We start from the raw sequence: 25,636 nt of genomic DNA, 5'->3' as shown, positions 1-25,636 counted from the left end.
GAAATTATCTGATATAGAGGCGTTCCTGTATCTATGTTTTTAGGTTATTTATTAATCGTTTGTTGTACACGGTAAACTTTTCCATTTTTATCCACTCCTTCAATGATGATAGTCTGAGGAGCTTTACTATCTGCGGTATAGTATTCTATCGTGGCTTTCCCTTCGTTATCAAATTGTAAGGATGGATTCCAGTAAATAGTGGTTCGTAAATCTGATTTCGCGAGGTCCGCTTTTTCAGGAAAAGCGTAAGTCGGATGGTAGAATTCTACAGTATCACAATATCCTAATGGGGTATAGGTTGCAATGCCTGGTACTGGTTTCCTTGGAATGTCTTTCGGGTCTTTTAATGTAATGACGATGGCACCTGCTGCAGCACGAGGACCCAGGATCATTGTATCTGTCTCACGAAGAAGGCTTATGCTCGATATGTTATCTGCAAAAATATCTTTTAATAAATAATCATCATTGTCATAAATGATATCATTAATAACGATTGCCGGTTGATCGGCATTATTGCGGATATGTAATTCACTTCCATTTGAAACGGTAACTCCCGGAAGATTGATGGCAATATCGTAAGCCGTTCGTCCTGCATATTGTTTTAGCCTGTCTCCTTCAAGAGTATAGGTATTGATGCCGCCTGTATAAATACTTTTGGAACTGGCTTTTTCACGCCTGGCAGTTACAAGAACTTCTTTGAGGTTATATACGCGCATACCTCCCTCCATGTAATATTGGTCACGAGTGTTGAGCAGATAATCCTGCATTAAAGTAGGCATTCCGTTGTAGAACGGACTCTTATGATATATCTTTGGATATTGGAGTGTATCCATTTCGATTTCAACTCCGGGAAATCCTTTTTGGGTACGTGCTTGGACAACAAACGTAGTACTGTCTTTGAATGAAGTGTTGATAACAAACTCTCCCTTTTCGTCAGTAATGGTCGTTTCAAATATGTTTTCTTTGGGTGCTAAAGCGTAAATAGGTCCCTTTTTTACATTATTGCCAAAGAACCCCCTGATTCGGCCACTAATTGTTTGTCCCTGTTCTATATAATTCTTGAAGTTTAATGAAGGAGGGATAACGAGATTCTTTAGAATATGCCTTCTCCATCCATGTGTCATCATCAAGAAGTCTAATGCACGAAGTGTTTTAAAATCTTGGTTAAGGAAATAATATCCGGGATTTTCTATGTATCCTTTCAAATCAGAAGTTAGCAGGAGATTTGATAAAATATTGTCGGCAAGAGAATCGGGTTGAACTTTCTGTCGGTCTGTAATACTAATAGAAAAACTACCGGCAATAGGGTTGTTATGATAGTCTTTTCCTGAAATTTGCAGAGATACTTTTTCTTTTTTGCCATAAGAAGGTTTGTCGGCTACAATCTGCCATTGACCGGATTTTCTGTCGGGGACGAATATTAACCGTTCACTAAGAGTGTTTCCTCTTCCGTCGATTAATAAAAAATGAGTAATTCCTTCCTGAAACAAACTATCATTCATTTTTCCGAAAGTACTGGGTGGATTGATCGGTTGTAAGATCGTAAGTTTCTCCCGGGTATGGGCAACTAAAAATAGTTTTTGAGGCCATTCGGTAGTTTCTGTTTTTTGAATTTCAAAACGTATGTCATCGCGGCGATGTGTCATAGAAAGAGCAATACCTTTTTCTTCTACAGTGGGGAGATTAAAACGTTTCGTGATTCCGTCACTGCTCTTGATCATGGCATAATAAGCGTCCGGAACAATCGTACTCAATGTGAAAACTCCCATTCCGTCATGTTCTGAACGAAAAGAACTTAAGGTGTCTCCTTTGGAATTAAAGAGAGTACCCTCCACTTCTTTGGAGAAACCATCTGATCCTTGTGCTTTAAAAGCTACATTTTGATGAGAAATGGCAAGCAAAGCACCACCCTCCGGGAAGAATGTAACATCGAAATCCTTCCCAAAAACAGGTAGATAGAAAACTTTTTTATAAATGTATTCCGGATCATCAAATACTACTTCAATACTACGGTTAGCAGTTGGTTTCAAGTCGGGAAGTGAAATAGATATCAGACCTTTTGAGTCTGTTTGTCTTTTCCCTTTATCTTTTACTTTTCCGTTTTCAATGTAACGATAACGGATATTGGTGTTAATGAAAGGTTCTTGTGTATTACTGCTGAATTTTATTTTTGCAGTATAATGCGTTTCATCCTCCTTTTGGTATTCTATGGTTGAAATAATCGTATTGTCGATGGAATTTCCGATTTTCAGATTACATGAATAGATGAAGTCAGGATCCTCATTCAACATCCAACTGCTATATCCCCTCAGATAATAATCTCCGGCTGGGAGAGTAGCGGGTAACGTAAAAGCATTATGAAATCCCAAGGAGTCACGTCGAACCTTCCTACGTTCCAGAACTGAGTCAGAACGATTGATTAGTTCAGTAATGATGAAGTTGCTTTGAGAGTTATCTTGATGAGTCGTGGCATTGACAAGATATCCTTTAAACCATATCTTTTCACCTGCTCCATAATAAGGTTTGTCCAAATGCAGATATAACTTTTCATTGGGTATTTTTTCCCGGATATTGAAGTTAGCGATAATCGTATCTTGCATTTCTTGTGCTGATAACGATGAGAAGCATAGCAACATTCCAAGAGCTATCTTTATACTGCTTCTTTTGGGCAAAGAGATGATTTTGCTTGTCATAGTGTATTTGTATTTTAATTTTTATGCATCCAGATTGAGATAACTTTTCGTCTGACTGCTAATATATTAATCATGGAGACAATAAGAAATAAGAAAATTCCCATGCTGATTGCTACCCATAATGAACCTGTTTCCAATTGAGGAAAGAGCAAACGGATACTGTCTATATAATAGGTACGTATCCAGGATACAATGCCGATAGATAATAAGAGTACAATGACGTTTAGCCCTACTGTCAATATCTGGTATGGTAAAGCAACCCTGGCAGGACTGTATCCGATTAACAACAAACTTTCCAGTTTGGTGGTGTTCTTTTGAAGTAATAGGAAGATGCTTAACATCAGAATATAGAATGACAGAACACTGATAAATAATCCTACTCCTAATACAATACCAACGACCAAGCGAAGGAAATAAGTTGTTTTTCCTGCATCCAGTTTTCCGTCTTCTGTCTCATAGCCTTTTTGTTGGAAATAGTTGGCGATGGCCGAGTCGGCAGGATTATTTACTTCGATAATCAAACGTGCCGGTTGTGCTTCTATGTTCGGTGCAAATTTTTTATTTGCCCAATCCATAAATGATTGAGGAACTAAAATGGTATTTAGGCGGTTTGAGAAACCGACAATATTTCCTTTGAATTGTTCTACTTGCCCGTTGCCACGTAAAAGGATGTTCATTTGGATGAGGCTCATCAATCCTTCCGAAATTTTGGGTAAGCTACGACTTTGGGCAAATCCGAAATTATATAGATTCAGATAATTGCGGGGAATAATAATCGGTATTTCTTGTGCTTCTTTGTCGAAGTGCCATTTGTCGAGATTGATGTCTACAAATTCGTCGGGTACTGATTCAAAGAACATTTCAGTTGAGAGGTTGATACCTGTATCTTGCATTCCTAAACCTGCCGAGACTTTGAATTGTGAAGGAGTGAAAGCACCTATCGTTTTAGTGAACGGTTGTTTCTTCAGGTCGGCAATTTCTTCAGGGGAGAAAGCATTATTTTTATTGGTAAAAGTGCCAAGCGTACTCACTTTCTTTGTAGCAATAATGAAATCTTTTTTCATAAAACTATCTCCTTTTGTGAATACCGGAATGACATCTTTGTAGAATTGCACGCTGAGCAATACGATCATCATACCGAACAGATTGGCTAAAAAGAAACCGGCTAATTGACCGATACTTATATGTTGGCGGAGAAGTTTCCAGACAAGAGTGTTCATTTACAATCTTCTTATTTATGGTTTACATATAAAGGGTTCATCAAGCATTTTATTGGGGAAAGTGTGTTATAGTTGCAACACCCGATTGTAAGGTAATTCAAGATGCTTTCCAATAGAGGTTACAATAACACCGGCACTTTGCATCTCAGCTTCAGCAATGATGAGCTCGCCCATTATTCGGCTATTCTCATCATCAAGATGACTGATAGGCTCATCTAGAAAAATAAAGTCGAAAGGTTGGCAGAGTGCACGTATAAAGGCAACTCGTTGTTGTTGCCCAAAAGAAAGTTTCCCCGCTTTCACGTACAATTTATCGGTAATGCCCAATTTTTCAAACAGCGATAAAATTTCTTTTTTCTTTTTATATCCCGTCAGGTTATTTTTTAATTGTACATTTTCAAGAGCAGTAAGTTCAGTAAAGATGCGTAAATCTTGAAAAAGCATACTCAATGAATGTTTTCTCAGGTGAACCCATTGATTCACAGAGTATGCTTTGATATTGGTATCATCGAAATTGATAATCCCTTGATAGTCGTTGCGATTGCCATAAATATAGCTACACAACGATGATTTTCCGGTACCGGAAGCGGCCTCTATCAAGTACATCTCACCTTTCAGAAAGGTGAGATCTTGATGCCATACATCCGAGGCTACCGAATTGCGGTCAGCAAACACTTGGGGCAGTGTTTGCTGGAGGTGAATACTATTCATACCGTTCATTTGCAGATTACATGCCGGCAAATTGTTTGGCAGAATCTACTATTTGTTTAAGTGCATTAACATTTTTATCTTTCAGGCAAAGAGCAACTTCGCTGACTTCACTTTCTGAACTAGAAGACAAATAGGAAATCTGAGAAGCTAGATCAAAATATGTTTTAGCCTTTTGGCCTCCAAAGCCTGTTGCCATTTTTACAATGGGCAAGTCCAGAATAGCTTCTACATTAACGGCTATAAACATATTCTTATCTTTCATGTCGGAAGCGTACGGAGTATCTTTGATAGACTTATCTTCTGTTTTACCAATATTCTTATAGAGCAGTTCGTCATTAGTGACGTACATAAATTTATCTTTTACTCCGAAGAATACATTCATATTTTTCGTTTTGTAAACATACTCATTTTTGCCTAATTCAATAATATCTTCTCCCTTTTTTAATCCTAGGTTTTGTTTGTTTTTATAGAGAGCTTCAAGTGCAGAGCCATTTTTCATTTCTGCATAAGCTGCAAAAGTAGGTATGCTGGTCATAGTTACATTGATCAGCCCACCAGAGATATCGCCATTGAAGGAGCTGAATAAATCCTTTATTTCAGCAGCCTTTGCGATAGATACTTGGTCGCGAAATTTTGCATTCTCGTTGATTATATTATATATTGCTTCTCCATTGACTCCTGCATTGAAGAACATTAATGTAGATGCCGGGAAGTATTTCGTGAATGCGTTATTTGATTTTTTAAAAGCTTCCTGTTGCTTCTTAATCAGAGCTTTTGCTTCATCATTTTCTATATAATTCTCAGTCTTGAGCACAATGCGTCCTTTTTCAAAATTCAGTCCACCTAACAACGTGATGTCTTCTAATTTAATATTAGGAGGAAGTGCTAAACTGGCTGGTTCTCTGTATTTTTTGGGAGTAGCCATCATAGAAACGAAGAAATTGACATCGTTCTTTGCTTTCATTACTTTCTGGAATGCACCGGATTTAACAATGCTGCTATCGGGCGTTTGTTTCATCAAGTTGCCAATTGCTTTCTTAGCTTCTTCTGCCTGTGTATGTCCATTTACTGCAACGATCATGATTGCAGAATTGTTGAAAGCAATTAAGCTACCGTTCATGGTAGTAAACCTATAATCTTCAGTTTCTGTAATGGGTTGAATAAGTTGTTCTTTAAGCATTATGTCTAAAGAAGAATTCAGGTCGTCTTCGTTATTTATTTTGGCTACCACTGTAGGATAAGGAAAAGTAGGAGAGGTAAATATATAGAATGGCGATTCCACATCGATTCCCGATTCACTGGGAGTCTTTATCACTTTTTCCAGTTGCTGGAAGGTAGCTGCATTCATTCCGCTTTTCAATGCGTCCAGTACTTTTTGTTTAGCTGCTTCATTTTCTTTATCATTTAATCCGGCTTTGTCAATTAACGATTTCAAATCGATAGCTGCTACGGCCGAAGCATCAGAAGGTATTACGTTTGTATATTCCGATTGTTTGGAACATGCTGCGAGAAAAACAATCAGTACTGCCAGTGCTGAGAGTTGTGAAATCATTTTCTTTACCATATTATATTTTTTTTAATGTTAAGCAATTATTGATTCATCAGATTCAGTGTGTGGCAAGCTACCAGTGCGGCTGTTTCTGTTCGAAGTCGGGATTTCCCGAGGCTGATTGGGATAAAGCCATGTTCAATAGCTTTCCTGACTTCCTCTTCACTAAAGTCTCCCTCCGGACCAATCAGAACAAGTGCATCCTCTCCGGGGGTCAATACATTTTTCAAAAACGGTTTTTCTCCTTCATAACAATGGGCAATAAACTTCTGTCCTTGAAACTCCTGAGCAATAAACTTATCAAAGTCAATCATTTCATTGAGTTTGGGCAGACGAGCTTTTAGAGATTGCTTGATGGCGGAAACCAGAATCTTTTCAATGCGCTCAGTCTTAATAACTTTCCGTTCTGAAAACCGGCAATTAAGAAAAGTCAGCTCATCAAATCCTATTTCTGTCGCTTTTTCTACAAACCATTCGTTACGATCCATATTTTTGGTGGGTGCCATAGCAATATGTAAATGGCAGGACCAGAGTGGTTCCTGAAAAATAGTTTCTTTTATGGTGACGAAACAACGTTTGTTCGTTGCCGCCGTAATCTCTGCTTTATAGAAAGATCCTTTTCCGTCTGTCAGAGTTATCTCATTCCCAATATTCAGGCGCAAAACACGTGTACAATGTTGAGCTTCCTCCTCCGGAAGTTCATTGCTGGTCTGTATATTGGGAGTATAAAATACGTGCATGATAATTTATTGGTTTTGATTTCTTACATTGATTTGATCCCGTATTTTAGCCGCCAGTTCATAATTTTCGGTCTTGATCGCTTTTTCTAATTCTTCTTCAAGTGAAATGGAAGTGACATTGGAAGGTACTGGGTTTTCCTGTTCCACTTCGTCATTGCCGGAATCTTCACTACGGGGGCTTTCTTCATCCGACAAATGGAGACATTCCCGTTCAAGGAGCGAGTTATATATAAGAATCGGACAGTCTGCACGCACAGCTAATGCGATAGCATCTGAAGTACGTGCATCAATACGGGTAATTTCGTCGTCTTTTTTAAGGTAAATATAAGAATAAAAGATACCTTCTTTGGCTTTGTAGATTAATACTCGGAGGAGACTTGCACCCATTACAGTAAGACTCGTCATGAACAAGTCGTGAGTTAGAGGACGAGGGGTTTTGATTCCTTTCAGATACAAAGCTGTAGCTTGGGCTTCGGCGGGACCAATGATGACGGGCAACTGCCGTTCACCGTTTACTTCACCCAGCAACATGGCAAAAGCACCTACTTGTGCCTGGCTATTTGTGATATTTATAACTTGTAATTCTATCTTTTTATCCATTGCTCTTTTATTTAATTTTCTAGCTTTCCTCGTTGGTGCTTGTATTTGAATACTAACGCAAATAAAATGCCTATAACTAAGGCGTAAGCTGCAAAAATAAGCCATATATCAACCCATTCGCGGCTAACTAATTGACCATTAGCATATACAGAGAAAGCGTCTACTACAGCACCACTGGCATATCCTCCTATAATCGCACCTAATCCGTTGGTCATCATGAAAAATAATCCTTGTGCACTAGCACGGATGGAAGAATTTGTCTCCTGTTCAACAAATAACGAACCTGAAATGTTGAAAAAATCAAAAGCCATGCCATAGACAATCATAGAAAGAATAAGCATCCATAAGCCACTTCCCGGATCTCCGAAACCGAACAGCCCAAAACGGAATACCCACGCAAACATGCTGATAAGCATTACCTGCTTGATTCCGAAATGTTTCAGAAAGAAGGGGATGGCAAGAATGAATAATGTCTCAGACATCTGTGATATAGACAACAGGATCACCGAGTGTTTCACACCAAATGAATCTGCGAATTCCGGAATATTGGCAAAGCTGCCGAGGAAGAGGTCCCCATAAGTATTTGTAATCTGTAGTGCCGCTCCCAAAAGCATGGAGAATAAGAAGAAAATAGCCATTTTCTTTCTTTTGAATAATACCAGTGCATCCAGCCCAAAGGAGGAAAGAAGTGATTTTTTCTCAGTCTTGGCAGGAGGGCAGGCTGGGAGAGTGAAAGAATACAATCCTAACAATAAAGCAGATGCACCACCCACATAAAGTTGGGCACTTGAATTTTTAAAACCGGTAAGGTCTACCGCCCACATGGCGCAGATAAAACCGATAGTTCCCCATACGCGGATTGGGGGGAAATCTTTGATCAGATCGCATTTATATTGTTCCAATGCATTGTACGAGACGGTATTCGCGAGTGATAAAGTAGGCATATATACCAGTAGGTTGAGTAGCATAGCCCAATACATTTGGTTGTATCCGGTAGCTGTAGAGGCATAGAAAAGACATGCAGCACCTGCTATGTGGCAAAGTCCGTATAATCGTTCGGCATTGAACCATTTATCGGCAATAATACCAATAAGGCCGGGCATGATCAGGGAAGCAATTCCCATAGTGGCGAAAATGGCTCCAATTTGTCCTCCTTCAAAATGAAGTTCTCTGCCCATATACCCGCCTAATGAAATTAACCATGACCCCCATACAAAGAATTGCAGGAAATTCATAATGATCAAACGAACTTTTACACTCATAACTTTTCTAATTTGTGTTTCTCTTTTATTGAATAATAGATGCAAATATAATATTTTCGTTGATTGAATGGTTAAGTAAATCGATAAAAAGGTAATATAATGGGATAAAAGAGGTAGAATCGTATAGAATAAGGTATATAAAAAAAGAAGGCTATCTATCCCAGACAGCCAATCTTTGTTAACCTTAAATCTAATACCATGAAAAACACAGTGCAAATATACTGCGTTTTATGTTATAGAACATAATGTTTTGTTGAAAATCGCATGTTTATTAACTCTAATTAACTTTGTTGGTGCTTTTATTCTGTTATGGAGTCCCAAATAGTATCAAAGATTACTCAACGTATAGTACCAATCCTTTTAGGTATTCACCTTCCGGATGATAAATATTAACCGGATGGTCTGCAGGTTGAGTCAGCTGATGAAGGATACGGACGCTACGGCCTGACATAGCTGCTGCTGTGAATACTGCTGTTCGGAAATTATCTTTGGTAACTACTTGCGAACAAGAGAATGTAAACAGGATACCTCCCGGTTTTATTTTCTCGAAAGCTTTTGCATTCAACTTCCGGTAGCCTTGCAGTGCATTTCTCAGTGCATCCTTGTGTTTGGCAAAAGCCGGCGGATCAAGAATGATCAAATCGTATTGGTCTCCCATGCGGTCGAGATACTTGAAGGCATCTTCAGCAAAAGCCTCGTGACGCGGATCACCGGGGAAATTCAACTCCACGTTTTTATTCGTCAAGTCAATTGCTTTTGCAGAACTATCTACAGAATGAACAAGTTTAGCTCCTCCACGCATAGCATAAAACGAAAAACCGCCGGTATAGCAAAACATATTTAATACAGAACGGTCTTTTGCGTAACGTTCCAGCAATGAGCGATTCTCTCGTTGGTCTACAAAAAAACCGGTTTTCTGTCCTTTCAACCAATCTACATGAAATTTCAGACCGTATTCCTGAGCCACGTTATCACTGCTTCCTCCTTTCAGGAAACCGTTTTCAGGGAAGAGGTCGGCTTTGAAAGGAAGAGTTGTTTCGGATTTATAATAGATGTTTTCGATTTTATCCCCCATTACTTCGGACAGTGCTTCCGCAATAACCATACGGTCTATGTGCATTCCGGCAGAGTGTGCTTGCATGACAGCGGTTTTCGCATAAATGTCAATGACTAATCCGGGTAAATTGTCACCTTCTCCATGTACCAGACGGTAAGTGTTGTTTGTCGGATTGTCAGCGATGCCAATGCTGCGGCGCATATCGTAGGCGATAGCCAGTTTATGTTTCCAGAAGTCCGGATTAATAGGTTCTTGTTGGAAAGAAAGCACTCGTACGGCTATACTTCCAATCTGGAAATGACCTTCGGCTATAAACTCTTTTTTCGAGGTATATACTTCTACTACTTCACCTTCTTCGGGTTCTCCGTCGATACGGGAAATAGCTCCGGAGAAAATCCAGGGGTGAAATCTTTTGAGAGACTCTTCTTTGCCGGGTTTGAGATATACTTTATGCATGGTCGTTTATTTTAGATAGAATAGAAATGAACTACTATTTGTCAATTATTTGTTAGCTATTGCCGGTGAATTGGTAATTGCTGCTTCCTCGGGTGAAGGAAGATTCTCAACTTCATAATCCCCTGTACGTTTCAGTTCCTCCAAGAGATTGTAAATGTTAAGGCATGCCCAAGCGTCAGTAGCTGCATATTGTTTTTGTCCGTCACTTAATACATCGGCTTCCCAGTTGGATAGCCGTTGTGATTTGGAGATTTTTTCTTTAAACAAGATACCATATATTTTCTGTAAGCTCTTGTCTTGTATTCCAAATTGGTGCACATAATCCTGTAACTCGACACAATTCTTTTGATTAAAAGGAGCCCGCTTATGCAACATCATGAAATCATCTTTCAACGAAAGTCCCACTTTGATAATATTCGGATTTTCTAATAAATCAATGAGCGGCTGTATGAGTCCCATCATGTTGAGGCGGAACAGAAAACAGCATTCATCGGAAGCAATCTGGAGGAGAGCTACTTTGTGAGATTGTCCTTTGGTAAAAGAAGGACGTGTCTCGCTGTCAATACCCAATATGGGCTGGGATTGGAGATATGCAACCGCCTTGATTGTTTCCATTTCCGACTGGATAACATGAATTCGTCCCGGAAAAACAGTTTTCGGGAGATCTTTTATTTCGTCTTTATTTATAGTTCTTTTTAATATCATTTTGTTTATTCGTCATCATGACAATGGCAGCCGTCTTCGTGGCAGTGACAATCATGATCATCGCAATGGCATTTATCATGGTCGTGGCAATGGCAATCATCTTCTCCACAACAATAATCGTCATTGTCTGGTTCGTTATATTCTTCTTCGTTATTCTCATCCTCTTCGTCATTCTGGTTGTATTTCACATCGTGAAGTGCCCGTAGTGTATTCACCAGTTTCTGTCCCCAGAGCATTCCGAAGTTTTCCTGGCAGATGGCCAATGAATCGTTCATCGTTTCATTCAATCCGAGTTGGAAGACGAAAATAAAATCTTTAATGTCCTGGTAGATATCGGCCAGATCTTCCGAAATAGATTTCTTGATGGGCTGATCGCTATAAGCCATGTCCTGTACGAATACATCCAGATAATCATCCTTTTCTCCCATTAAACCTGCTAGGTTTATACGCAGAATTTCATAGATTTCTTCAGTGACATACGTTTCAGGAGCCTCGTCTCCAATAGTTTCGCATTTGGGAAGCATGGAAGCTTTCAGATAGAGTAGAGGCAATATTTTGAGTGACGTATCAACGAAAGTACTACGTTTCATACTCTCGGCACGTTCGAGAAATCCACAGAACTCGGCGGCTACCGTTACAAATTCAATTACATTCTTTTCAAATATCGTTTGGCTTTCTTTTTCCATAATCAGCTTGATTTGAAACGCAAAGGTAAGAAAAAGGATTGAATGAGCGTAGTGCTCGTTATTTTTTTATTATTTTTGCAGCTTAGATTCGGATTCCAATTTATTATAAAGATATAAAGTTCATGGCAAAAAAGAAATTAGATAAGGAGGCAGGTAAGACTCCGTCTTCCCCAGGTAAGATTGCTGCGTTTTTTAAGAATGAGACGATCCATTTTGTAATTGGATTGATGTTAGTTATCTTTTCTGTTTATTTATTGTTGGCATTTTCCTCCTTCTTTGCTACGGGAGCGGCTGACCAGAGTATTATTGATAGCGGTAATCCCGCCGATCTGGCAGCAGTAGATAACCATGTGAAGAACTATGCCGGTTCGCGTGGAGCGCAGTTGGCAAGCTATTTAATTAATGATTGTTTCGGAGTCTCTTCTTTCTTTATCCTTGTCTTTCTGGCAGTGGCAGGATTGAAGTTGATGCGAGTACGCATTGTCCGTTTATGGAAGTGGTTTATTGGCTGTACTCTCTTACTGGTTTGGTTCTCCGTCTTTTTCGGATTTGCTTTTATGAACCATTATCAGGATTCTTTTCTCTATTGGGGAGGTATGCACGGTTATAATGTGAGTCGTTGGCTGATATCTCAAATAGGTGTGCCTGGTGTATGGATGCTTTTGTTGGTCACAGCGATTTGCTTCTTTATATATATGAGTGCACGAACTGTGATTTGGTTGCGCAAATTATTTGCGTTGAATTTCTTGAAACGGAAGCAAAAAGAAGAATCTCAGGTGCCACCGGCGGGAGAAACACAGGAGTTTACTACCTCTCAGCCACAGGAAGTGGAATTTAACCTGAAGAGAATTTATAAACAGAATCCTCCTGCACCGATAAAAGATGTACCAGTAGAAGAACCGCAGGATGATTCATTCGTATACCATTCTGAATCGGAGGCTGCTTCTAAAGAAACGAATGAAGATGAAGTAACAATGGTTTTTGAACCGGCGGCTCCCAATACAACAGTTGTATCAACAGAAGATTCCGGCAATGGAATGGAACCGGGATTTGATGTAGAACCGGCTCCTGAAGAAGAAGAATACCAAGGTCCTGAAGTAGAACCTTATAACCCGACTAAAGATCTGGAGAATTACCGATTCCCGACTATCGACCTGATGAAGCATTTTGAGAATGATGACCCTACTATTGATATGGATGAGCAAAATGCAAATAAGGACCGTATCATCAATACATTGCGTAGTTTTGGTATTGAGATTAGTACGATTAAAGCAACGGTAGGACCTACGGTTACTCTGTATGAGATTACTCCTGAACAAGGAGTACGAATCTCTAAAATCCGCGGTCTGGAAGATGATATTGCATTGAGTTTGTCTGCTGACGGCATTCGTATCATTGCTCCGATACCGGGTAAAGGTACGATCGGTATTGAAGTTCCGAATAAGAATCCGAAGATAGTATCCGGTCAAAGCGTGATCGGTAGCAAGAAATTCCAAGAATCTAAGTTTGACTTGCCGATTGTACTGGGTAAAACCATTACCAACGAGGTATTTATGTTCGACCTTTGCAAGATGCCACACGTGCTGGTGGCAGGTGCGACCGGTCAGGGTAAGTCTGTAGGATTGAATGCTATCATTACTTCTTTATTATATAAGAAACATCCGGCTGAGTTGAAGTTTGTATTGGTCGATCCCAAGAAGGTTGAGTTCAGTATCTATTCGGTTATTGAAAATCACTTCCTGGCGAAGCTTCCTGATGGAGGAGAGCCAATTATTACCGATGTGACAAAAGTAGTTCAGACATTGAATTCGGTTTGTGTGGAAATGGATACGCGTTACGACCTGTTGAAAATGGCTCATGTGCGTAATGTGAAAGAATATAATGATAAATTTATCAATCGTCGTCTGAATCCTGAAAAAGGGCATAAGTTTATGCCTTATATAGTGGTGGTGATCGATGAGTTTGGAGATTTGATTATGACTGCTGGTAAGGAGGTTGAACTTCCTATCGCCCGTATAGCTCAGTTGGCACGTGCAGTGGGTATTCATATGATTATTGCTACACAGAGACCGACTACAAATATTATTACCGGTACGATTAAAGCCAACTTCCCGGCTCGTATTGCATTCCGCGTTTCTGCTATGATGGACTCTCGTACTATTCTTGACCGTCCGGGAGCCAATCGACTGATAGGTAAAGGGGATATGCTTTTCTTGCAGGGAGCTGATCCGGTACGTGTGCAATGTGCCTTTATCGATACGCCGGAAGTAGAAGAAATTACGAAGTTTATTGCCCGTCAGCAAAGTTATCCTACTCCGTTCTTCCTGCCCGAATTTGTCAGTGAAGATAGTGGTAATGATGTGGGTGATATAGATATGGGACGTCTTGATCCGCTGTTTGAAGATGCTGCCCGCTTGATTGTGATTCACCAGCAGGGATCTACTTCATTAATTCAACGTAAATTTGCAATCGGTTACAATCGTGCCGGACGCATCATGGACCAGCTTGAAAAGGCTGGAATCGTAGGACCTACCCAAGGCAGCAAAGCGCGTGACGTACTTTGTATGGACGAGAATGATCTTGAAATGCGTTTGAACAATTTGCAATAAAAGCGCGTTATATAAGTAAATGATGAAATACATTTTTAGTGTTTTAATAGCTTTACTGTCATGGCCTGTGATTGCTCAGCAATCGCAGGCTAAAGCTGTTTTAGACAAGGCTGCCGAAGCTTTCCGGAAGGCAGGAGGAATACAGGCAGAGTTTAGTGTGAAATATTATAATAACGGGCAGTTTGCAGGAACTTCCAGTGGGGTGATTCGTTTGAAAGGAGAGAGGTTTCAACTGAAAACTCCTGAAGCGGCTACATGGTTTGATGGGAAAACACAGTGGAGTTATCTGGAAAATAGTGAAGAAGTGAACATCACTACTCCTACTCAAGAGGAATTGCAATCTATCAATCCATATACCTTATTATATATGTATCAGAAGGGGTTTTCCTATAAGCTGGGTTCTGTTAAGAGCTTCGAAGGAAAACCGGTAACGGAAGTGATTCTGACGGCAACTAGCAAGAAACAGGATTGGGAGTCTGTCACTCTTTATGTTACTTCGGGTACGTATCAGCCTGTTTTCATAATGCTCCAACAGCGTGGTGCAAGAAATCGTAGTGAAATCACGATTACCGGCTATAAAACAGGATTAAACTATCCTGATACTGAATTTGTTTTCGACCGGAAACAATATCCGAATGCAGAAATTATAGATTTAAGATAAAAGAGATCAGAAGATGGAAACAGAAAAAGTAAAATGCCTGATCATCGGGTCAGGACCTGCCGGATATACGGCAGCTATTTATGCAGGTCGCGCCAATTTGTGCCCTGTACTTTATGAAGGATTGCAACCCGGCGGTCAGCTGACTACAACAACGGATGTAGAGAACTTCCCGGGATATCCCGAAGGAATCAGTGGTCCGCAGTTGATGGAGGATTTACGTAACCAAGCTTCCCGCTTTGGAACAGATATCCGTTTTGGGATAGCTACAGCAGCCGATTTAAGTAAAGCCCCCTATAAAATAACGATTGACGGAGAAAAAGTAATTGAAACGGAAAGCTTGATTATTTCTACCGGAGCTACAGCTAAGTATCTGGGATTGGATGACGAAAAGAAATATGCTGGTATGGGTGTAAGTGCTTGTGCTACTTGCGACGGCTTTTTCTACCGTAAGAAAGTTGTAGCTGTAGTTGGTGGTGGTGATACTGCTTGTGAAGAAGCTATTTATTTGGCTGGTCTGGCATCAAAAGTATACTTGATTGTCCGTAAGCCTTATTTGCGTGCATCAAAGATCATGCAGGAACGTGTGATGAAGCATGAGAAAATTGAAGTGCTTTACGAACACAACGCTGTGGGATTGTTTGGTGACAACGGTGTGGAAGGCGTGAATCTGGTGAAACGTTGGGGAGAACCTGATGAAGAACGTTATAGTTTGCCTATAGATGGTTTCTTCTTGGCTATCGGCCATAAACCGAACTCTGATATATTTAAGGATTACATTGATACGGATGAAGTGGGATATATTATTACTGAAGGTGATAGTCCTCGCACGAAAGTTCCGGGAGTATTTGCTGCCGGAGATGTGGCTGATCCGCATTATCGTCAGGCTATTACGGCCGCAGGAAGTGGTTGTAAGGCTGCAATTGAGGCCGAACGTTACCTTTCGGAAAAAGGAATTATTTGACGCTTACTCCAAGAGAATTGATCACATAGGGACGAGAATCTAATTCAACTTCTCAGTGATATAAAAAGCATGTTTTATTGTCATTCGTCACTTTTTGAAGCTAACTGGCTAATACCCAGAAGCCTAAAAGTGACAATAGCATGGTGATAAATGAGTGACAATAGGTTTTAAAGCAAAATCTATTGTCACTTTTTAGTTCTATAATATGGGCGTATCTGCTTGATTGTCAATGTGAAAATACCTATTTCCTTTTTTTCTCCCTCTTTTCTGATATCCTTCTTTTGAGGGGTAATAAATCTCTTTTTATAGTAATGAGTACCAGGAAAGTCTCTTTTGCTCTCTCGTTATTTCTTTGTTTTTATTGTAATCTATTTCTTGACTAGTTTGGTACTATAGTTTCCATTGCTTGAAACCTTTAGTTTCACTCTTTGAAACAAACTGTTTCACTAAGAGAAACTAAAGGTTTCCCCCAATGAAACTAGCAAAGTATTGTATGAATAGGAAGAAAGTTACCTACTACAATGTAATGTGATACCAGCTGCATCTATATCAGCTCCCATGGGCGGATTTCTTTTGGAAAGGCTGATTTCAATCTCTTCAACGGAAGGAAATTCAATAAAAAGTTTAGATACTATTCGCCCGCCCACATGTTCTAAAAGTTTGGCAGGAATGGACATTTCATTCTTAATGACTTTATGTATTTCAGCATAATTGACAGTGTCCGTTACCTCGTCCGTTGCGGTGGCAAGGCTAATATCTACTTTTAGTTTTATATGGATGATATATTCATTACCGATAAGATTCTCCTGTGGTGCTACACCATGATAAGCATAGCAACGAATGTTTTCTAAGAAGATGTAACTGCTATTTATTCTCATATCTTTTTATTTCTGTGGAAGTAAAGGTAAAGCTTTATTTCTTTTTATAGAACATTTTCACTATTTTTGTTCGCTAAATATAATTTTATGGGACTGAAAGACTTTATAAAATCGGATTTGAATAATCTGTTATATCGTGAATATCGATTAAATCGGAAAGTGAAGAGGTATTTATCTCCTTACTACAACGAACAAGAGCCCGTTGGGAAGAATGAAAAGAAAATAATTGTTTTTATGGCGGACGGGCGAAAAAAACATGGTGGATTGGCAGACCGTCTCCGTGGTATGATCTCAACCTTTAAATATTGTCAGGAGCATAATTTAGAGTTTCGTATTCATTTCACATCTCCTTTTGAGTTAGAAGATTTGCTTATTCCCAATCAATATGATTGGCGGATCCGTAATGATGAGATTTCTTATAATTCCTCCTTTTCACTCCCTGTATATATTGATTCCAGTCATTATCCGGAAGCTGATAGAGCCTTCCAGCGTAAAATGACGGAGAAGATGTTTAGCAAAGATTATAAGCAAATTCATGTGTATACTAATATGTATTTTGCTGATGATGAATTCGGACCTTTGTTCAATCAGTTGTTTAAACCGGCACCTGCCTTACAAGCATGGATTGATGAGAATTTGTCAAAACTGGGGGATAATTATATTTCTCTAAGTTTCCGTTTCCAGAATTTGTTTGGTGACTTTCCTGATGGAACTACAGTTTATTCGCCGGAAGAACAGAAGGAATTACTTGATAAATGCATAGCAAAGATACAATCTTTGCATGAAGCACATCCCGAAGCGAATAAAGTTTTGATAACTGCCGATAGTGAATGTTTCCTGAAACAAATATCGAAATTGGATTTTGTATATGTACTGCCCGGTAAAGTGGGACATATGGATCATCGTTCGGAACAAGATATTAACGTACACATGAAAACATTTCTTGATTTCTTTGTACTGTCACATTCCCGAAAGATCTATTTACTAGTTACCGGAAAAATGTACAAGAGTGGTTTTGCTAAAAGAGCTGCAAAATTACAGGGAGTTCCTTTTGCGGAAGTTGATTTTTAGCAAATCTTTTTGCGCTACCAGTTGCGGAATTATTTTTAGAAGAAGAGGGGTCAGCAAAAGGCAGATAGTCAGTGTCAATAATAGTAACACGATGGCTTGTAACCAACTATTATGAATATAGTGGTCTAATAAAGGACTGGCAAAGTGCAAGATAGGAGCATGGATACTGAGGGTGATAATTGAATATCGTCCTAAGTATGAAACAATAGCTAGCTTTTTTATTTTTTTGCATAAGACCATAATTGTGAATATTCCGGCAAATGCGGCAATGTACACTTGGAAAATATTTCCTGGGTAATTGTTGGTGCGCATTCCTAAGGGAGTAGCAGTAAAATACATCACGACTAACGCTATAGATATAAAGGCAGGGATAATCTTATCGAAACGATGGTGGGGAAAAAGAAAAAAGTTGTATCGGCGAATCCAGAATCCTGCAACATAGAAGGGGAGTGCTGTCATGGCAACATCTAAATATACAGGAAGCACGATTTGCTGTTTTCCCAGGTAGAATCCGGCACTTCCTATCAACAGAGTCACTATAAACATTGCGGATAAATGTTTGTCGCGTAGAAAATGTACAAAGTAAAATAGTATATTACAATTGAACAAAGCTATCAAAAACCAGAGTGGGGGATTGAACCTGATGAGATCATGTCCTTCAAAAACAATCAGTAATTCTTTCCACGACACTGGAAGATGGAAAACTCCCGGAGCTATTTTCCATACAATATATTTTAGCAAAAACGAACTGATATAGAAAAAGAGAAAAGGAATAATCAGTTTGTTTATTTTTCGAATAACAAAGCCAAACAATCCTTCGTAGGACTTAAAAAATATTCCTGAAATGAAAAAGTAAAGAGGCATACGGAAACAGGACAACATGGAATTATAGTCGAGCTGGTCGAAAGCTCCCCCAATATGTGACATAACTACTAGTATGATACAAATTCCTTTCGTTAAATCCACAAAATCAATGCGTTCGTGCTTGTTGTCCTCCATTAAGCTTCTTTTTGTTTTGTTTTCGCTACAAAGATACTTGATTAATCGGGAATAAATAGGAATTGGAAGAAAATAAATGAGCAAATTGTCTGTATTAATTTGTGTTTTGTGACTATGTTTGAACTTTTTTCTCGTTCTGAAGATCAATGAAATGACGCAGTGTCGATAAAAGATTGTGTCAAGTTGAAAAACAACCGAATATAGAATTATATAAAGTGCAAATTTTGTAAAATAACATGGACCTTAGGACACATGAATCATACAAAATCTGCACTTGAAAGAGAATTCTAAAACGAATCTGGAAATTCTTTCTATGAGCTTATTATATTAAACACTTTGTTATTCCTACTTCTTAGGGTTTCTTCCGGTGTATTTTATCAGTTCGCATATTTTTTTATTAAGTTCATCGGCTTTCATCAATTGTTCCAAAGTTAAATGCATTCGATAACGCCAATAATTCCGTGGATTGGAGGGTACATTAATCCGTTCTTCTTCTACATTGGGATTTCTCCATTTTCCATCAATAGATAGCCAATCCTGTAAAGACAGAATGCAAAGAATAGAACTGCTATTCAGATGGTTACGAACCACTTCTTCGCATATTCCGGGAGGTGCAACGGTGGGAGCTGTGCCGTAATGTCCAAGCATTAGGTTGTAATAACGTTGTGTTTGTTGATAATCTTCTTCCCACCACCCACGTAGAGTAGACATGTCATGTGTAGAAATAGTACAAACCGAGCGGTATGGATATTCGTTCAGATGATCGAATTCATACATTGGATTCTTCGGCATTCGCTGGATTTCAAGACTAAGAATACGGAGATCATTCATGACTGAAGCAACACAAGCGGGAATCATTCCAAGATCTTCTCCACAAACCAACATACGGGTGGATTGTGTAAGTTGGGGTAACTTTTTCATGGCTTGTTGTTGCCAGAATTCATTGTGACGATGGTAGTAATATTGGTTATAAAGTATGTTGAAGGCATTTCTTTCTTCTTCATTCAGTGAACGATAAATAAAATCACGTTGTACGCTGATTCGTGGGTGGTACTTGCCTTCTTCTTTATTGTCCGGAACAAACAATACATCACTAATTAATGTGTAAAGCCCCTCGCGTATCCATACACTGTCTTCATCATTCTTTCCCATGAAGAAGGTCTCGACTTCCCTTTGTGTCCGAAATCCCGGTCTCATACAATAGATATCCGGACTATCTGTAGGTTGGATGAAAGTTTGCTTTACATATTCAGTATGTGGTCCAAATAACTGTCCGAGGAATGATTCGTGAATATAAGGTGTCAGATATTCTTTACGGAAGGGGAGCCCGTAACTTTCAATTTCCTCCTTACTCATAGGTAGGGAAGGAACAAATTGACCTAATAATCCATGTACAGCATGCATGGGAATTTCCCAAATGCGGAAGAAACCGAGGATGTGGTCAATGCGGTAAGCATCAAAATACTCTGCCATCTTCTGGAATCGTTTCATCCACCAACGATAGCCATCTTTTTCCATGACATCCCAATTGTATGTTGGAAATCCCCAATTCTGTCCGTTTATGGAGAAGTCGTCAGGAGGTGCTCCTGCCTGTCCGTTAAGATTAAAATAATGAGGTTCAGTCCAAGCTTCAACGCTGTTGCGGCTAATACCGATTGGAATATCGCCTTTTAATACAATTCCATGTTTACGGGCATATTGGGTTGCTGACCGCAATTGCAGATGAAGGTGATATTGAATGTAATAATAGAGAGCAATATGTGGGTAATCAGTCGATTCGGGTTGGCATAGCTTCTCTATTTCTTGCTGGTTATAAACCGTATATTGGGGCCATTCGCGGAAATTTGGAGTCTTGTAAATATCTCGTAGATAACTGAATACAGCGTAAGGTTGTAACCATTCTTTGTTGGCATTGAAGAACTTTTTAAAATCGTTGGATGCGAGAACTTTTTCTCCTTCCTGTTGGAAAATCAGGTGGAAATAATCCCATTTTATCTGATTGACAGCCTCATAATCAATAACCGGTAAGTTGTTCAACTCCTTTTGGCGTTTGCTGAATTGGGACATCGCTGCTTTATCCTTTAGTGATCCCATTTGCGTAATGTCCACATACATCGGGTGGAAAGCATAAATGGAAATACTATTGTAAGGATAGGAATCGGTCCATTTATGAGTCATGGTCGTATCATTGATCGGTAGAATCTGTATTACCTTCTGGTTTGTACTGACAGCCCAGTCAATCATACCTTTTAAATCACCAAAATCTCCGACACCAAAACTCTTTTCTGATTTCAAAGAAAAGATAGGGATGGCTACACCTGCCCCCTTCCATATCGGAGTGTCGAAATAGACGTACCGGTCGGAAATGACCAATGTTTCATTGGTTTTTAATTCTGGATCGGCAAGATAGCGGTTGGGATTGTTTTCCCAACAGTCGGCTTTCTTTTCTTTTTTATTATAAAGGATGAATTTGTATTCGAGAGGAAACTTTAGTTTGCTTGCATCTAACTCTATTTGCCATTCGGGAAAGTTTGCATCGCTCATAAGAACAGCTTGCTCTGGGTTCCAATTTCCTAATGTTTTTTGATTACCACAGATAGCCAGGCAATAGTCATTGTTTATACGAGGAGCATAGGCTTTGATCATCAATCCCTTTTTATAGCTGGTGGGAGTTTCTGCTTTCTCAGGATGTGCTAATAATACTTCTGTAAAAGCTGAACTATAAAAATAGAGCTGTTCGGGAATGTTTTTCCAACAATCATTTACTATGTATTTCTTTTTAGTTACACCCGACAGATGCAGTTGCCGAGGAAAACTATTCCACTCTTTACGGGTTACTACCCCATTCTGCTCTATTTGGTAACTATAATTGATAGTCATACCTTCCTTGGGGACATCGAGTTCGATGTCCGCTGTCCAATATATGCCATCCGTTGTATGCATGGGGACAGATTCATGAAACAGGTCCGCTATCTTTACTTCTTCCCCCCAATTGGTGCGGTATTCGATGTTAAACGATAGATTCATAATTTAGATTTTGATTAGATTTCTTTATGAAGGTGCAAGTATAAGATTTTCTTTTTGAATAAAAAATTAAAGGAGCCCCGAAGGGCCCCTTTAACCTTTTGTTTATATATTAATTAACATACATCAGTGGATCATCCACATCTGGAAGCACCGCAAGTGGTACAAATCAGGCAACCTTCTTGATAAACCAAAGTTTCATTGCCACAATTCGGACATTTTTTGCCTTTGGCTTCTGTTCCATCTTGAATGTATTTTTTCAGTGCTCGTTCAACACCATTTTTCCATGTGTTGATATTTTCGCTATTCAACTGTAATGAACCGACTAACTTAATCACTTGTTCAATAGGCATCCGATAACGAAGCACACCTGAAATCAATTTTGCATAGTTCCAATATTCTTTGTTGAACTTCTCTGACAGTCCTTCAATTGTTGTTTTGTAGCCACGCTTGTTCTCAAACTGGAAGTCATAACGTTTGTTTCCATCCTCGTCCACATTTTTGATGATGCGTCCTGAAGTTACGCTCTTCGGTAGTAAGATACCTTCGTCATCATCTTGTAAACCAGTGAAGATCTCATACGGATGACCATCTAATAATCCGACAAATGCTACCCACTTTTCTTTATTGTTTTGGAAACGTACTACATCTGCTTCCAATATTCTTGGACGTACTTCTACTACTGTAGGAGGTTTGCAAGGAGGAAGCTCTTTTTTCTGGTCTTTGTCTGATTTCGTAGAGATCAATACCCCTGATCGGGAACCGTCACGATAAACAGTACATCCCTTGCAACCGGATTTCCAAGCTTCTACATACAACCGATTGACTAAATCTTCGTCTACGTCATTGGGAAGATTGATAGTTACACTAATTGAGTGATCCACCCATTTTTGGATTCTTCCTTGCATCTTCACTTTCATCAACCAGTCTACATCATTTGAAGTAGCTTTGTAATATGGAGACTTCGCTACAAGTTCGTCAATCTCTTCTTGAGTATAGCGTTTGGAAGGATCATATCCGTTAGCTTCCATCCATGTAACAAACTTGTGATGGAATACAATATATTCTTCAAATGCATCGCCTGTTTCATCAACGAAATCCACGCGTACGTTTGTATCATTAGGATTTACTTTTCTTCTACGTTTGTAAACAGGTAGAAAGACCGGTTCAATGCCCGAAGTAGTCTGTGTCATGAGACTGGTAGTACCTGTAGGAGCGATCGTCAAGCATGCAATGTTACGACGTCCATACTTTTTCATATTCTCATACAATTCCGGATCTGCTTCAGCCAGTCGCTGGATGAACGGATTGTTTTTTTCACGTTCGCTGTCATAAACCTCAAAAGCACCACGCTCTTTCGCCATTTCGACTGATGAACGGTAAGCACCGAGAGCAACAGTCTTATGTACTTTTTCGGAGAACTCTGTAGCTTCTTCCGTTCCATATCGTAGTCCTAAAGCAGCAAGCATATCACCTTCTGCTGTGATACCTACACCGGTACGGCGTCCCTGGGCACTCTTTTCATAGATCTTTTTCCACAATATAAGCTCGGCACGTTTTACTTCTTCTGTTTCCGGATCTGTTTCTATCTTGTGCATGATACGTTCGATCTTCTCCAATTCGAGGTCAATAATATCATCCATGATACGTTGAGCCAAAGCAACGTGCTTCTTGAAAAGTTCGAAATCGAAATAAGCATCCGGCTTAAACGGATTCACTACATAAGAATATAGGTTGATAGCCAGCAAACGACAAGAATCGTAAGGGCATAATGGAATTTCACCGCATGGATTGGTGGATACAGTTTTATATCCTAAATCTGCATAGCAATCGGGCACTGATTCACGGATGATCGTGTCCCAGAATAGCACACCCGGTTCTGCCGATTTCCAAGCATTGTGCACAATTTTTTTCCATAAAGTAGAAGCGTCTATCTCTTTGGTTGAAGTGGGATTGACTGCATCAATCGGATATTGTTGCGTATAAGTTTTCCCTTCAACAGCAGCCTGCATGAAAGCGTCATCCAGTTTTACGGAAACATTGGCTCCTGTTACTTTGCCTTCAGTCATTTTCGCATCAATAAATGCCTCTGAATCCGGATGCTTAATGGATACACTTAACATTAATGCTCCACGACGTCCATCCTGAGCTACTTCACGTGTAGAATTGGAATAACGTTCCATAAAAGGAACGAGACCGGTAGAAGTTAATGCTGAGTTTTTAACGGGAGAGCCTTTCGGGCGGATGTGTGACAAGTCATGTCCTACACCTCCACGTCTTTTCATCAGTTGAACCTGCTCTTCGTCAATTTTGATAATTGCACCGTAAGAGTCGGCGGAACCATCTACGCCGATTACAAAACAATTAGATAACGAAGCTACTTGATAATCGTTACCGATACCTGTCATCGGACTACCCTGGGGAACGATGTACTTGAAATGATCCAATAGATCATAAAGTTCCTGTGCACTTAAAGCATTTGAGTACTTCGCTTCGATTCGTGCTACTTCATTGGCAATTCTCCAATGCATATCTTCCGGAGATTTCTCATAAATATTTCCGAAAGAATCTTTGACTGCGTATTTATTCACCCATACCCTAGCAGCCAGCTCATCACCTTGAAAGTATCGTAAAGATTCTTCGAAGGCTTCGTCATAAGAATAAATTTGTTTTTCCACGATGCAATGTGTCTTAGATTTCATTATTTAATAAGTAATGTGTAGAAGTTTACTTATCATTAACAAATGCGTTGCAAAGCTAAGAATGTTTTTTCATCTATCAAAATAAAAATGAAATATTTTATTAACAGGCTGCAAGTTTTCTATTTGTATGAGTTAAGTGATTGATTAACAATGAAGTTGTGCTTTTGTTTAATAGTTAAAGTTCTCCAAAAAGAAAATTATTCTTTTTTATTAGTGTAATGAAATGATATTTTCTTTTTATATCTTTGCAAAAAAAAGATATGTTTGATACCGTAAAGAACAGAAGAACAATTCGGAAATATCTTCTTAAAGATATTGCTCCTGAAATGTTAAATGATTTGCTTGAAACCTCTTTCCGTGCTTCTACGATGGGAGGGATGCAACTTTATAGTGTAATCGTTACTCGTAACGCTGAAATGAAAGAGAAACTTTCTCCTGCTCATTTTAATCAACCAATGGTGAAAAATGCACCGGTAGTGCTTACTTTTTGTGCTGATTTCCGGCGTTTTAGCAAGTGGTGCGAACAACGGAATGCTGTGCCGGGATATAATAATTTAATGTCTTTTATGAATGCTTCTATGGATACTTTGCTCGTGGCTCAGACTTTTTGTACATTGGCAGAGGAAGCGGGACTCGGTATTTGTTATTTGGGAACTACTACTTATAATCCTCAAATGATTATTGATGCTCTCCAGTTGCCGGAACTGGTGTTTCCCATAACTACCGTAACTGTAGGCTATCCTGACGGTATTCCTGCACAAGTGGACCGTTTGCCATTGGATGCTGCTGTGCATCAAGAGGTGTTTCACGACTACACTCCGGAGGATATCGATCGTATCTATTCTTATAAAGAATCATTGCCTGAAAATAAGCAATTTATAGAAGAAAATAGAAAAGAGACTCTCGCACAAGTGTTTACTGATGTCCGTTATACAAAGAAGGATAATGAGTTTATGTCTGAGAATCTGTTGAAAGTACTTCGTAAACAAGGTTTTATAGAATAAATATCAATAAGGGGTATTTTAAACATCGGGGGCAAATAATATAATCAC

Annotated in this window: 19 protein-coding genes; 5 read left to right on the top strand and 14 right to left on the bottom strand. The window is 39.3% G+C overall.

What is annotated here, in order from left to right:
• Positions 1 to 44: 44 nt before the first annotated feature.
• The 10 genes from CZ225_RS19140 to CZ225_RS19095 all read right to left on the bottom strand — a co-directional run bounded on the left by CZ225_RS19140 (position 45) and on the right by CZ225_RS19095 (position 11,679).
• Positions 45 to 2,693 carry a TonB-dependent receptor plug domain-containing protein gene (locus CZ225_RS19140; protein WP_077155068.1) on the bottom strand — a complete coding sequence of 883 codons (2,649 nt, stop codon included), beginning with the start codon at positions 2,691 to 2,693 and terminating at the stop codon, positions 45 to 47.
• Between the two features lie 14 nt (positions 2,694 to 2,707).
• A complete protein-coding gene (locus CZ225_RS19135) occupies positions 2,708 to 3,913 on the bottom strand; it encodes a hypothetical protein (protein WP_077155067.1) in 1,206 nt (401 codons plus the stop codon).
• 66 nt (positions 3,914 to 3,979) lie between these two features.
• Positions 3,980 to 4,624 (bottom strand): ATP-binding cassette domain-containing protein, encoded by a 645-nt coding sequence (locus CZ225_RS19130; RefSeq protein ID WP_077155896.1) that lies wholly within the window; start codon positions 4,622 to 4,624, stop codon positions 3,980 to 3,982.
• A 16-nt stretch (positions 4,625 to 4,640) separates the two neighbouring features.
• Positions 4,641 to 6,188, bottom strand: a complete 1,548-nt coding sequence (locus CZ225_RS19125) for a DUF4836 family protein (RefSeq protein ID WP_077155066.1) — start codon at positions 6,186 to 6,188, stop codon at positions 4,641 to 4,643.
• 26 nt (positions 6,189 to 6,214) lie between these two features.
• The gene (locus CZ225_RS19120; RefSeq protein WP_077155065.1) at positions 6,215 to 6,913 is read right to left on the bottom strand and encodes a 16S rRNA (uracil(1498)-N(3))-methyltransferase; all 699 of its coding nucleotides are present in this window, start codon (positions 6,911 to 6,913) and stop codon (positions 6,215 to 6,217) included.
• Positions 6,914 to 6,919: 6 nt separating this feature from the next.
• The gene (locus CZ225_RS19115; protein WP_077155064.1) at positions 6,920 to 7,513 is read right to left on the bottom strand and encodes a bifunctional nuclease family protein; all 594 of its coding nucleotides are present in this window, start codon (positions 7,511 to 7,513) and stop codon (positions 6,920 to 6,922) included.
• Between the two features lie 11 nt (positions 7,514 to 7,524).
• Positions 7,525 to 8,775, bottom strand: a complete 1,251-nt coding sequence (locus tag CZ225_RS19110) for a nucleoside permease (RefSeq protein ID WP_077155063.1) — start codon at positions 8,773 to 8,775, stop codon at positions 7,525 to 7,527.
• Positions 8,776 to 9,109: 334 nt separating this feature from the next.
• Positions 9,110 to 10,288, bottom strand: a complete 1,179-nt coding sequence (locus tag CZ225_RS19105; protein ID WP_077155062.1) for a class I SAM-dependent rRNA methyltransferase — start codon at positions 10,286 to 10,288, stop codon at positions 9,110 to 9,112.
• A gap of 45 nt (positions 10,289 to 10,333) precedes the next feature.
• Positions 10,334 to 10,993, bottom strand: a complete 660-nt coding sequence (locus tag CZ225_RS19100) for a 3'-5' exonuclease (RefSeq protein WP_077155061.1) — start codon at positions 10,991 to 10,993, stop codon at positions 10,334 to 10,336.
• A gap of 5 nt (positions 10,994 to 10,998) precedes the next feature.
• Positions 10,999 to 11,679 (bottom strand): DUF5063 domain-containing protein, encoded by a 681-nt coding sequence (locus CZ225_RS19095; RefSeq protein WP_077155060.1) that lies wholly within the window; start codon positions 11,677 to 11,679, stop codon positions 10,999 to 11,001.
• A gap of 122 nt (positions 11,680 to 11,801) precedes the next feature.
• On the opposite strand from CZ225_RS19095, the gene CZ225_RS19090 reads away from it, so the two are divergent.
• The 3 genes from CZ225_RS19090 to trxB are packed head-to-tail and all read left to right on the top strand — an operon-like array spanning position 11,802 to position 15,910.
• Positions 11,802 to 14,288 (top strand): DNA translocase FtsK, encoded by a 2,487-nt coding sequence (locus tag CZ225_RS19090; RefSeq protein ID WP_077155059.1) that lies wholly within the window; start codon positions 11,802 to 11,804, stop codon positions 14,286 to 14,288.
• 19 nt (positions 14,289 to 14,307) lie between these two features.
• Positions 14,308 to 14,949: an outer membrane lipoprotein periplasmic chaperone LolA1 gene (locus tag CZ225_RS19085; RefSeq protein ID WP_077155058.1), complete on the top strand. Its 642-nt coding sequence runs from the start codon at positions 14,308 to 14,310 to the stop codon at positions 14,947 to 14,949.
• 13 nt (positions 14,950 to 14,962) lie between these two features.
• A complete protein-coding gene (gene trxB, locus CZ225_RS19080; RefSeq protein ID WP_077155057.1) occupies positions 14,963 to 15,910 on the top strand; it encodes a thioredoxin-disulfide reductase in 948 nt (315 codons plus the stop codon).
• 509 nt (positions 15,911 to 16,419) lie between these two features.
• On the opposite strand, the gene folB is transcribed toward trxB, so the two are convergent.
• Positions 16,420 to 16,788 carry a dihydroneopterin aldolase gene (gene folB / locus CZ225_RS19075; RefSeq protein ID WP_077155056.1) on the bottom strand — a complete coding sequence of 123 codons (369 nt, stop codon included), beginning with the start codon at positions 16,786 to 16,788 and terminating at the stop codon, positions 16,420 to 16,422.
• Positions 16,789 to 16,875: 87 nt separating this feature from the next.
• Between folB and CZ225_RS19070 the strand changes: the two genes are divergently transcribed.
• Positions 16,876 to 17,859 carry an O-fucosyltransferase family protein gene (locus tag CZ225_RS19070; protein WP_077155055.1) on the top strand — a complete coding sequence of 328 codons (984 nt, stop codon included), beginning with the start codon at positions 16,876 to 16,878 and terminating at the stop codon, positions 17,857 to 17,859.
• Here CZ225_RS19070 and CZ225_RS19065 read toward each other — a convergent pair.
• The 3 genes from CZ225_RS19065 to CZ225_RS19055 form a co-directional block, all read right to left on the bottom strand.
• Positions 17,824 to 18,858 carry an acyltransferase family protein gene (locus tag CZ225_RS19065; RefSeq protein ID WP_077155054.1) on the bottom strand — a complete coding sequence of 345 codons (1,035 nt, stop codon included), beginning with the start codon at positions 18,856 to 18,858 and terminating at the stop codon, positions 17,824 to 17,826. The genes CZ225_RS19070 and CZ225_RS19065 overlap by 36 nt on opposite strands.
• A gap of 345 nt (positions 18,859 to 19,203) precedes the next feature.
• A complete protein-coding gene (locus tag CZ225_RS19060) occupies positions 19,204 to 21,885 on the bottom strand; it encodes a 4-alpha-glucanotransferase (RefSeq protein ID WP_077155053.1) in 2,682 nt (893 codons plus the stop codon).
• Positions 21,886 to 22,016: 131 nt separating this feature from the next.
• Complete coding sequence (locus CZ225_RS19055) at positions 22,017 to 24,560, bottom strand: adenosylcobalamin-dependent ribonucleoside-diphosphate reductase (RefSeq protein WP_077155895.1); 2,544 nt, start codon at positions 24,558 to 24,560, stop codon at positions 22,017 to 22,019.
• 284 nt (positions 24,561 to 24,844) lie between these two features.
• Here CZ225_RS19055 and CZ225_RS19050 point away from each other — a divergent pair, with 284 nt between their 5' ends.
• The gene (locus CZ225_RS19050; RefSeq protein ID WP_077155052.1) at positions 24,845 to 25,588 is read left to right on the top strand and encodes an NADPH-dependent oxidoreductase; all 744 of its coding nucleotides are present in this window, start codon (positions 24,845 to 24,847) and stop codon (positions 25,586 to 25,588) included.
• Positions 25,589 to 25,636 lie beyond the last annotated feature (48 nt).

The sequence above is a fragment of the Bacteroides bouchesdurhonensis genome, assembly GCF_900155865.1.
GTDB lineage: Bacteria > Bacteroidota > Bacteroidia > Bacteroidales > Bacteroidaceae > Bacteroides > Bacteroides bouchesdurhonensis.
This window is presented reverse-complemented; position numbering and strand designations above follow the sequence as displayed.

Coding starts and splice junctions, on each gene's coding strand:
- CZ225_RS19090 (WP_077155059.1), top strand. CDS start 11,802: ATGGCAAAAAAGAAATTAGATAAGGAGGCAGGTAAGACTCCGTCTTCC.
- CZ225_RS19065 (WP_077155054.1), bottom strand. CDS start 18,858: ATGGAGGACAACAAGCACGAACGCATTGATTTTGTGGATTTAACGAAA.
- CZ225_RS19095 (WP_077155060.1), bottom strand. CDS start 11,679: ATGGAAAAAGAAAGCCAAACGATATTTGAAAAGAATGTAATTGAATTT.
- CZ225_RS19115 (WP_077155064.1), bottom strand. CDS start 7,513: ATGGATAAAAAGATAGAATTACAAGTTATAAATATCACAAATAGCCAG.
- CZ225_RS19105 (WP_077155062.1), bottom strand. CDS start 10,288: ATGCATAAAGTATATCTCAAACCCGGCAAAGAAGAGTCTCTCAAAAGA.
- CZ225_RS19125 (WP_077155066.1), bottom strand. CDS start 6,188: ATGGTAAAGAAAATGATTTCACAACTCTCAGCACTGGCAGTACTGATT.
- CZ225_RS19100 (WP_077155061.1), bottom strand. CDS start 10,993: ATGATATTAAAAAGAACTATAAATAAAGACGAAATAAAAGATCTCCCG.
- CZ225_RS19050 (WP_077155052.1), top strand. CDS start 24,845: ATGTTTGATACCGTAAAGAACAGAAGAACAATTCGGAAATATCTTCTT.
- CZ225_RS19140 (WP_077155068.1), bottom strand. CDS start 2,693: ATGACAAGCAAAATCATCTCTTTGCCCAAAAGAAGCAGTATAAAGATA.
- CZ225_RS19085 (WP_077155058.1), top strand. CDS start 14,308: ATGATGAAATACATTTTTAGTGTTTTAATAGCTTTACTGTCATGGCCT.
- trxB (WP_077155057.1), top strand. CDS start 14,963: ATGGAAACAGAAAAAGTAAAATGCCTGATCATCGGGTCAGGACCTGCC.
- CZ225_RS19135 (WP_077155067.1), bottom strand. CDS start 3,913: ATGAACACTCTTGTCTGGAAACTTCTCCGCCAACATATAAGTATCGGT.
- CZ225_RS19120 (WP_077155065.1), bottom strand. CDS start 6,913: ATGCACGTATTTTATACTCCCAATATACAGACCAGCAATGAACTTCCG.
- folB (WP_077155056.1), bottom strand. CDS start 16,788: ATGAGAATAAATAGCAGTTACATCTTCTTAGAAAACATTCGTTGCTAT.
- CZ225_RS19060 (WP_077155053.1), bottom strand. CDS start 21,885: ATGAATCTATCGTTTAACATCGAATACCGCACCAATTGGGGGGAAGAA.
- CZ225_RS19130 (WP_077155896.1), bottom strand. CDS start 4,624: ATGAATAGTATTCACCTCCAGCAAACACTGCCCCAAGTGTTTGCTGAC.
- CZ225_RS19070 (WP_077155055.1), top strand. CDS start 16,876: ATGGGACTGAAAGACTTTATAAAATCGGATTTGAATAATCTGTTATAT.
- CZ225_RS19110 (WP_077155063.1), bottom strand. CDS start 8,775: ATGAGTGTAAAAGTTCGTTTGATCATTATGAATTTCCTGCAATTCTTT.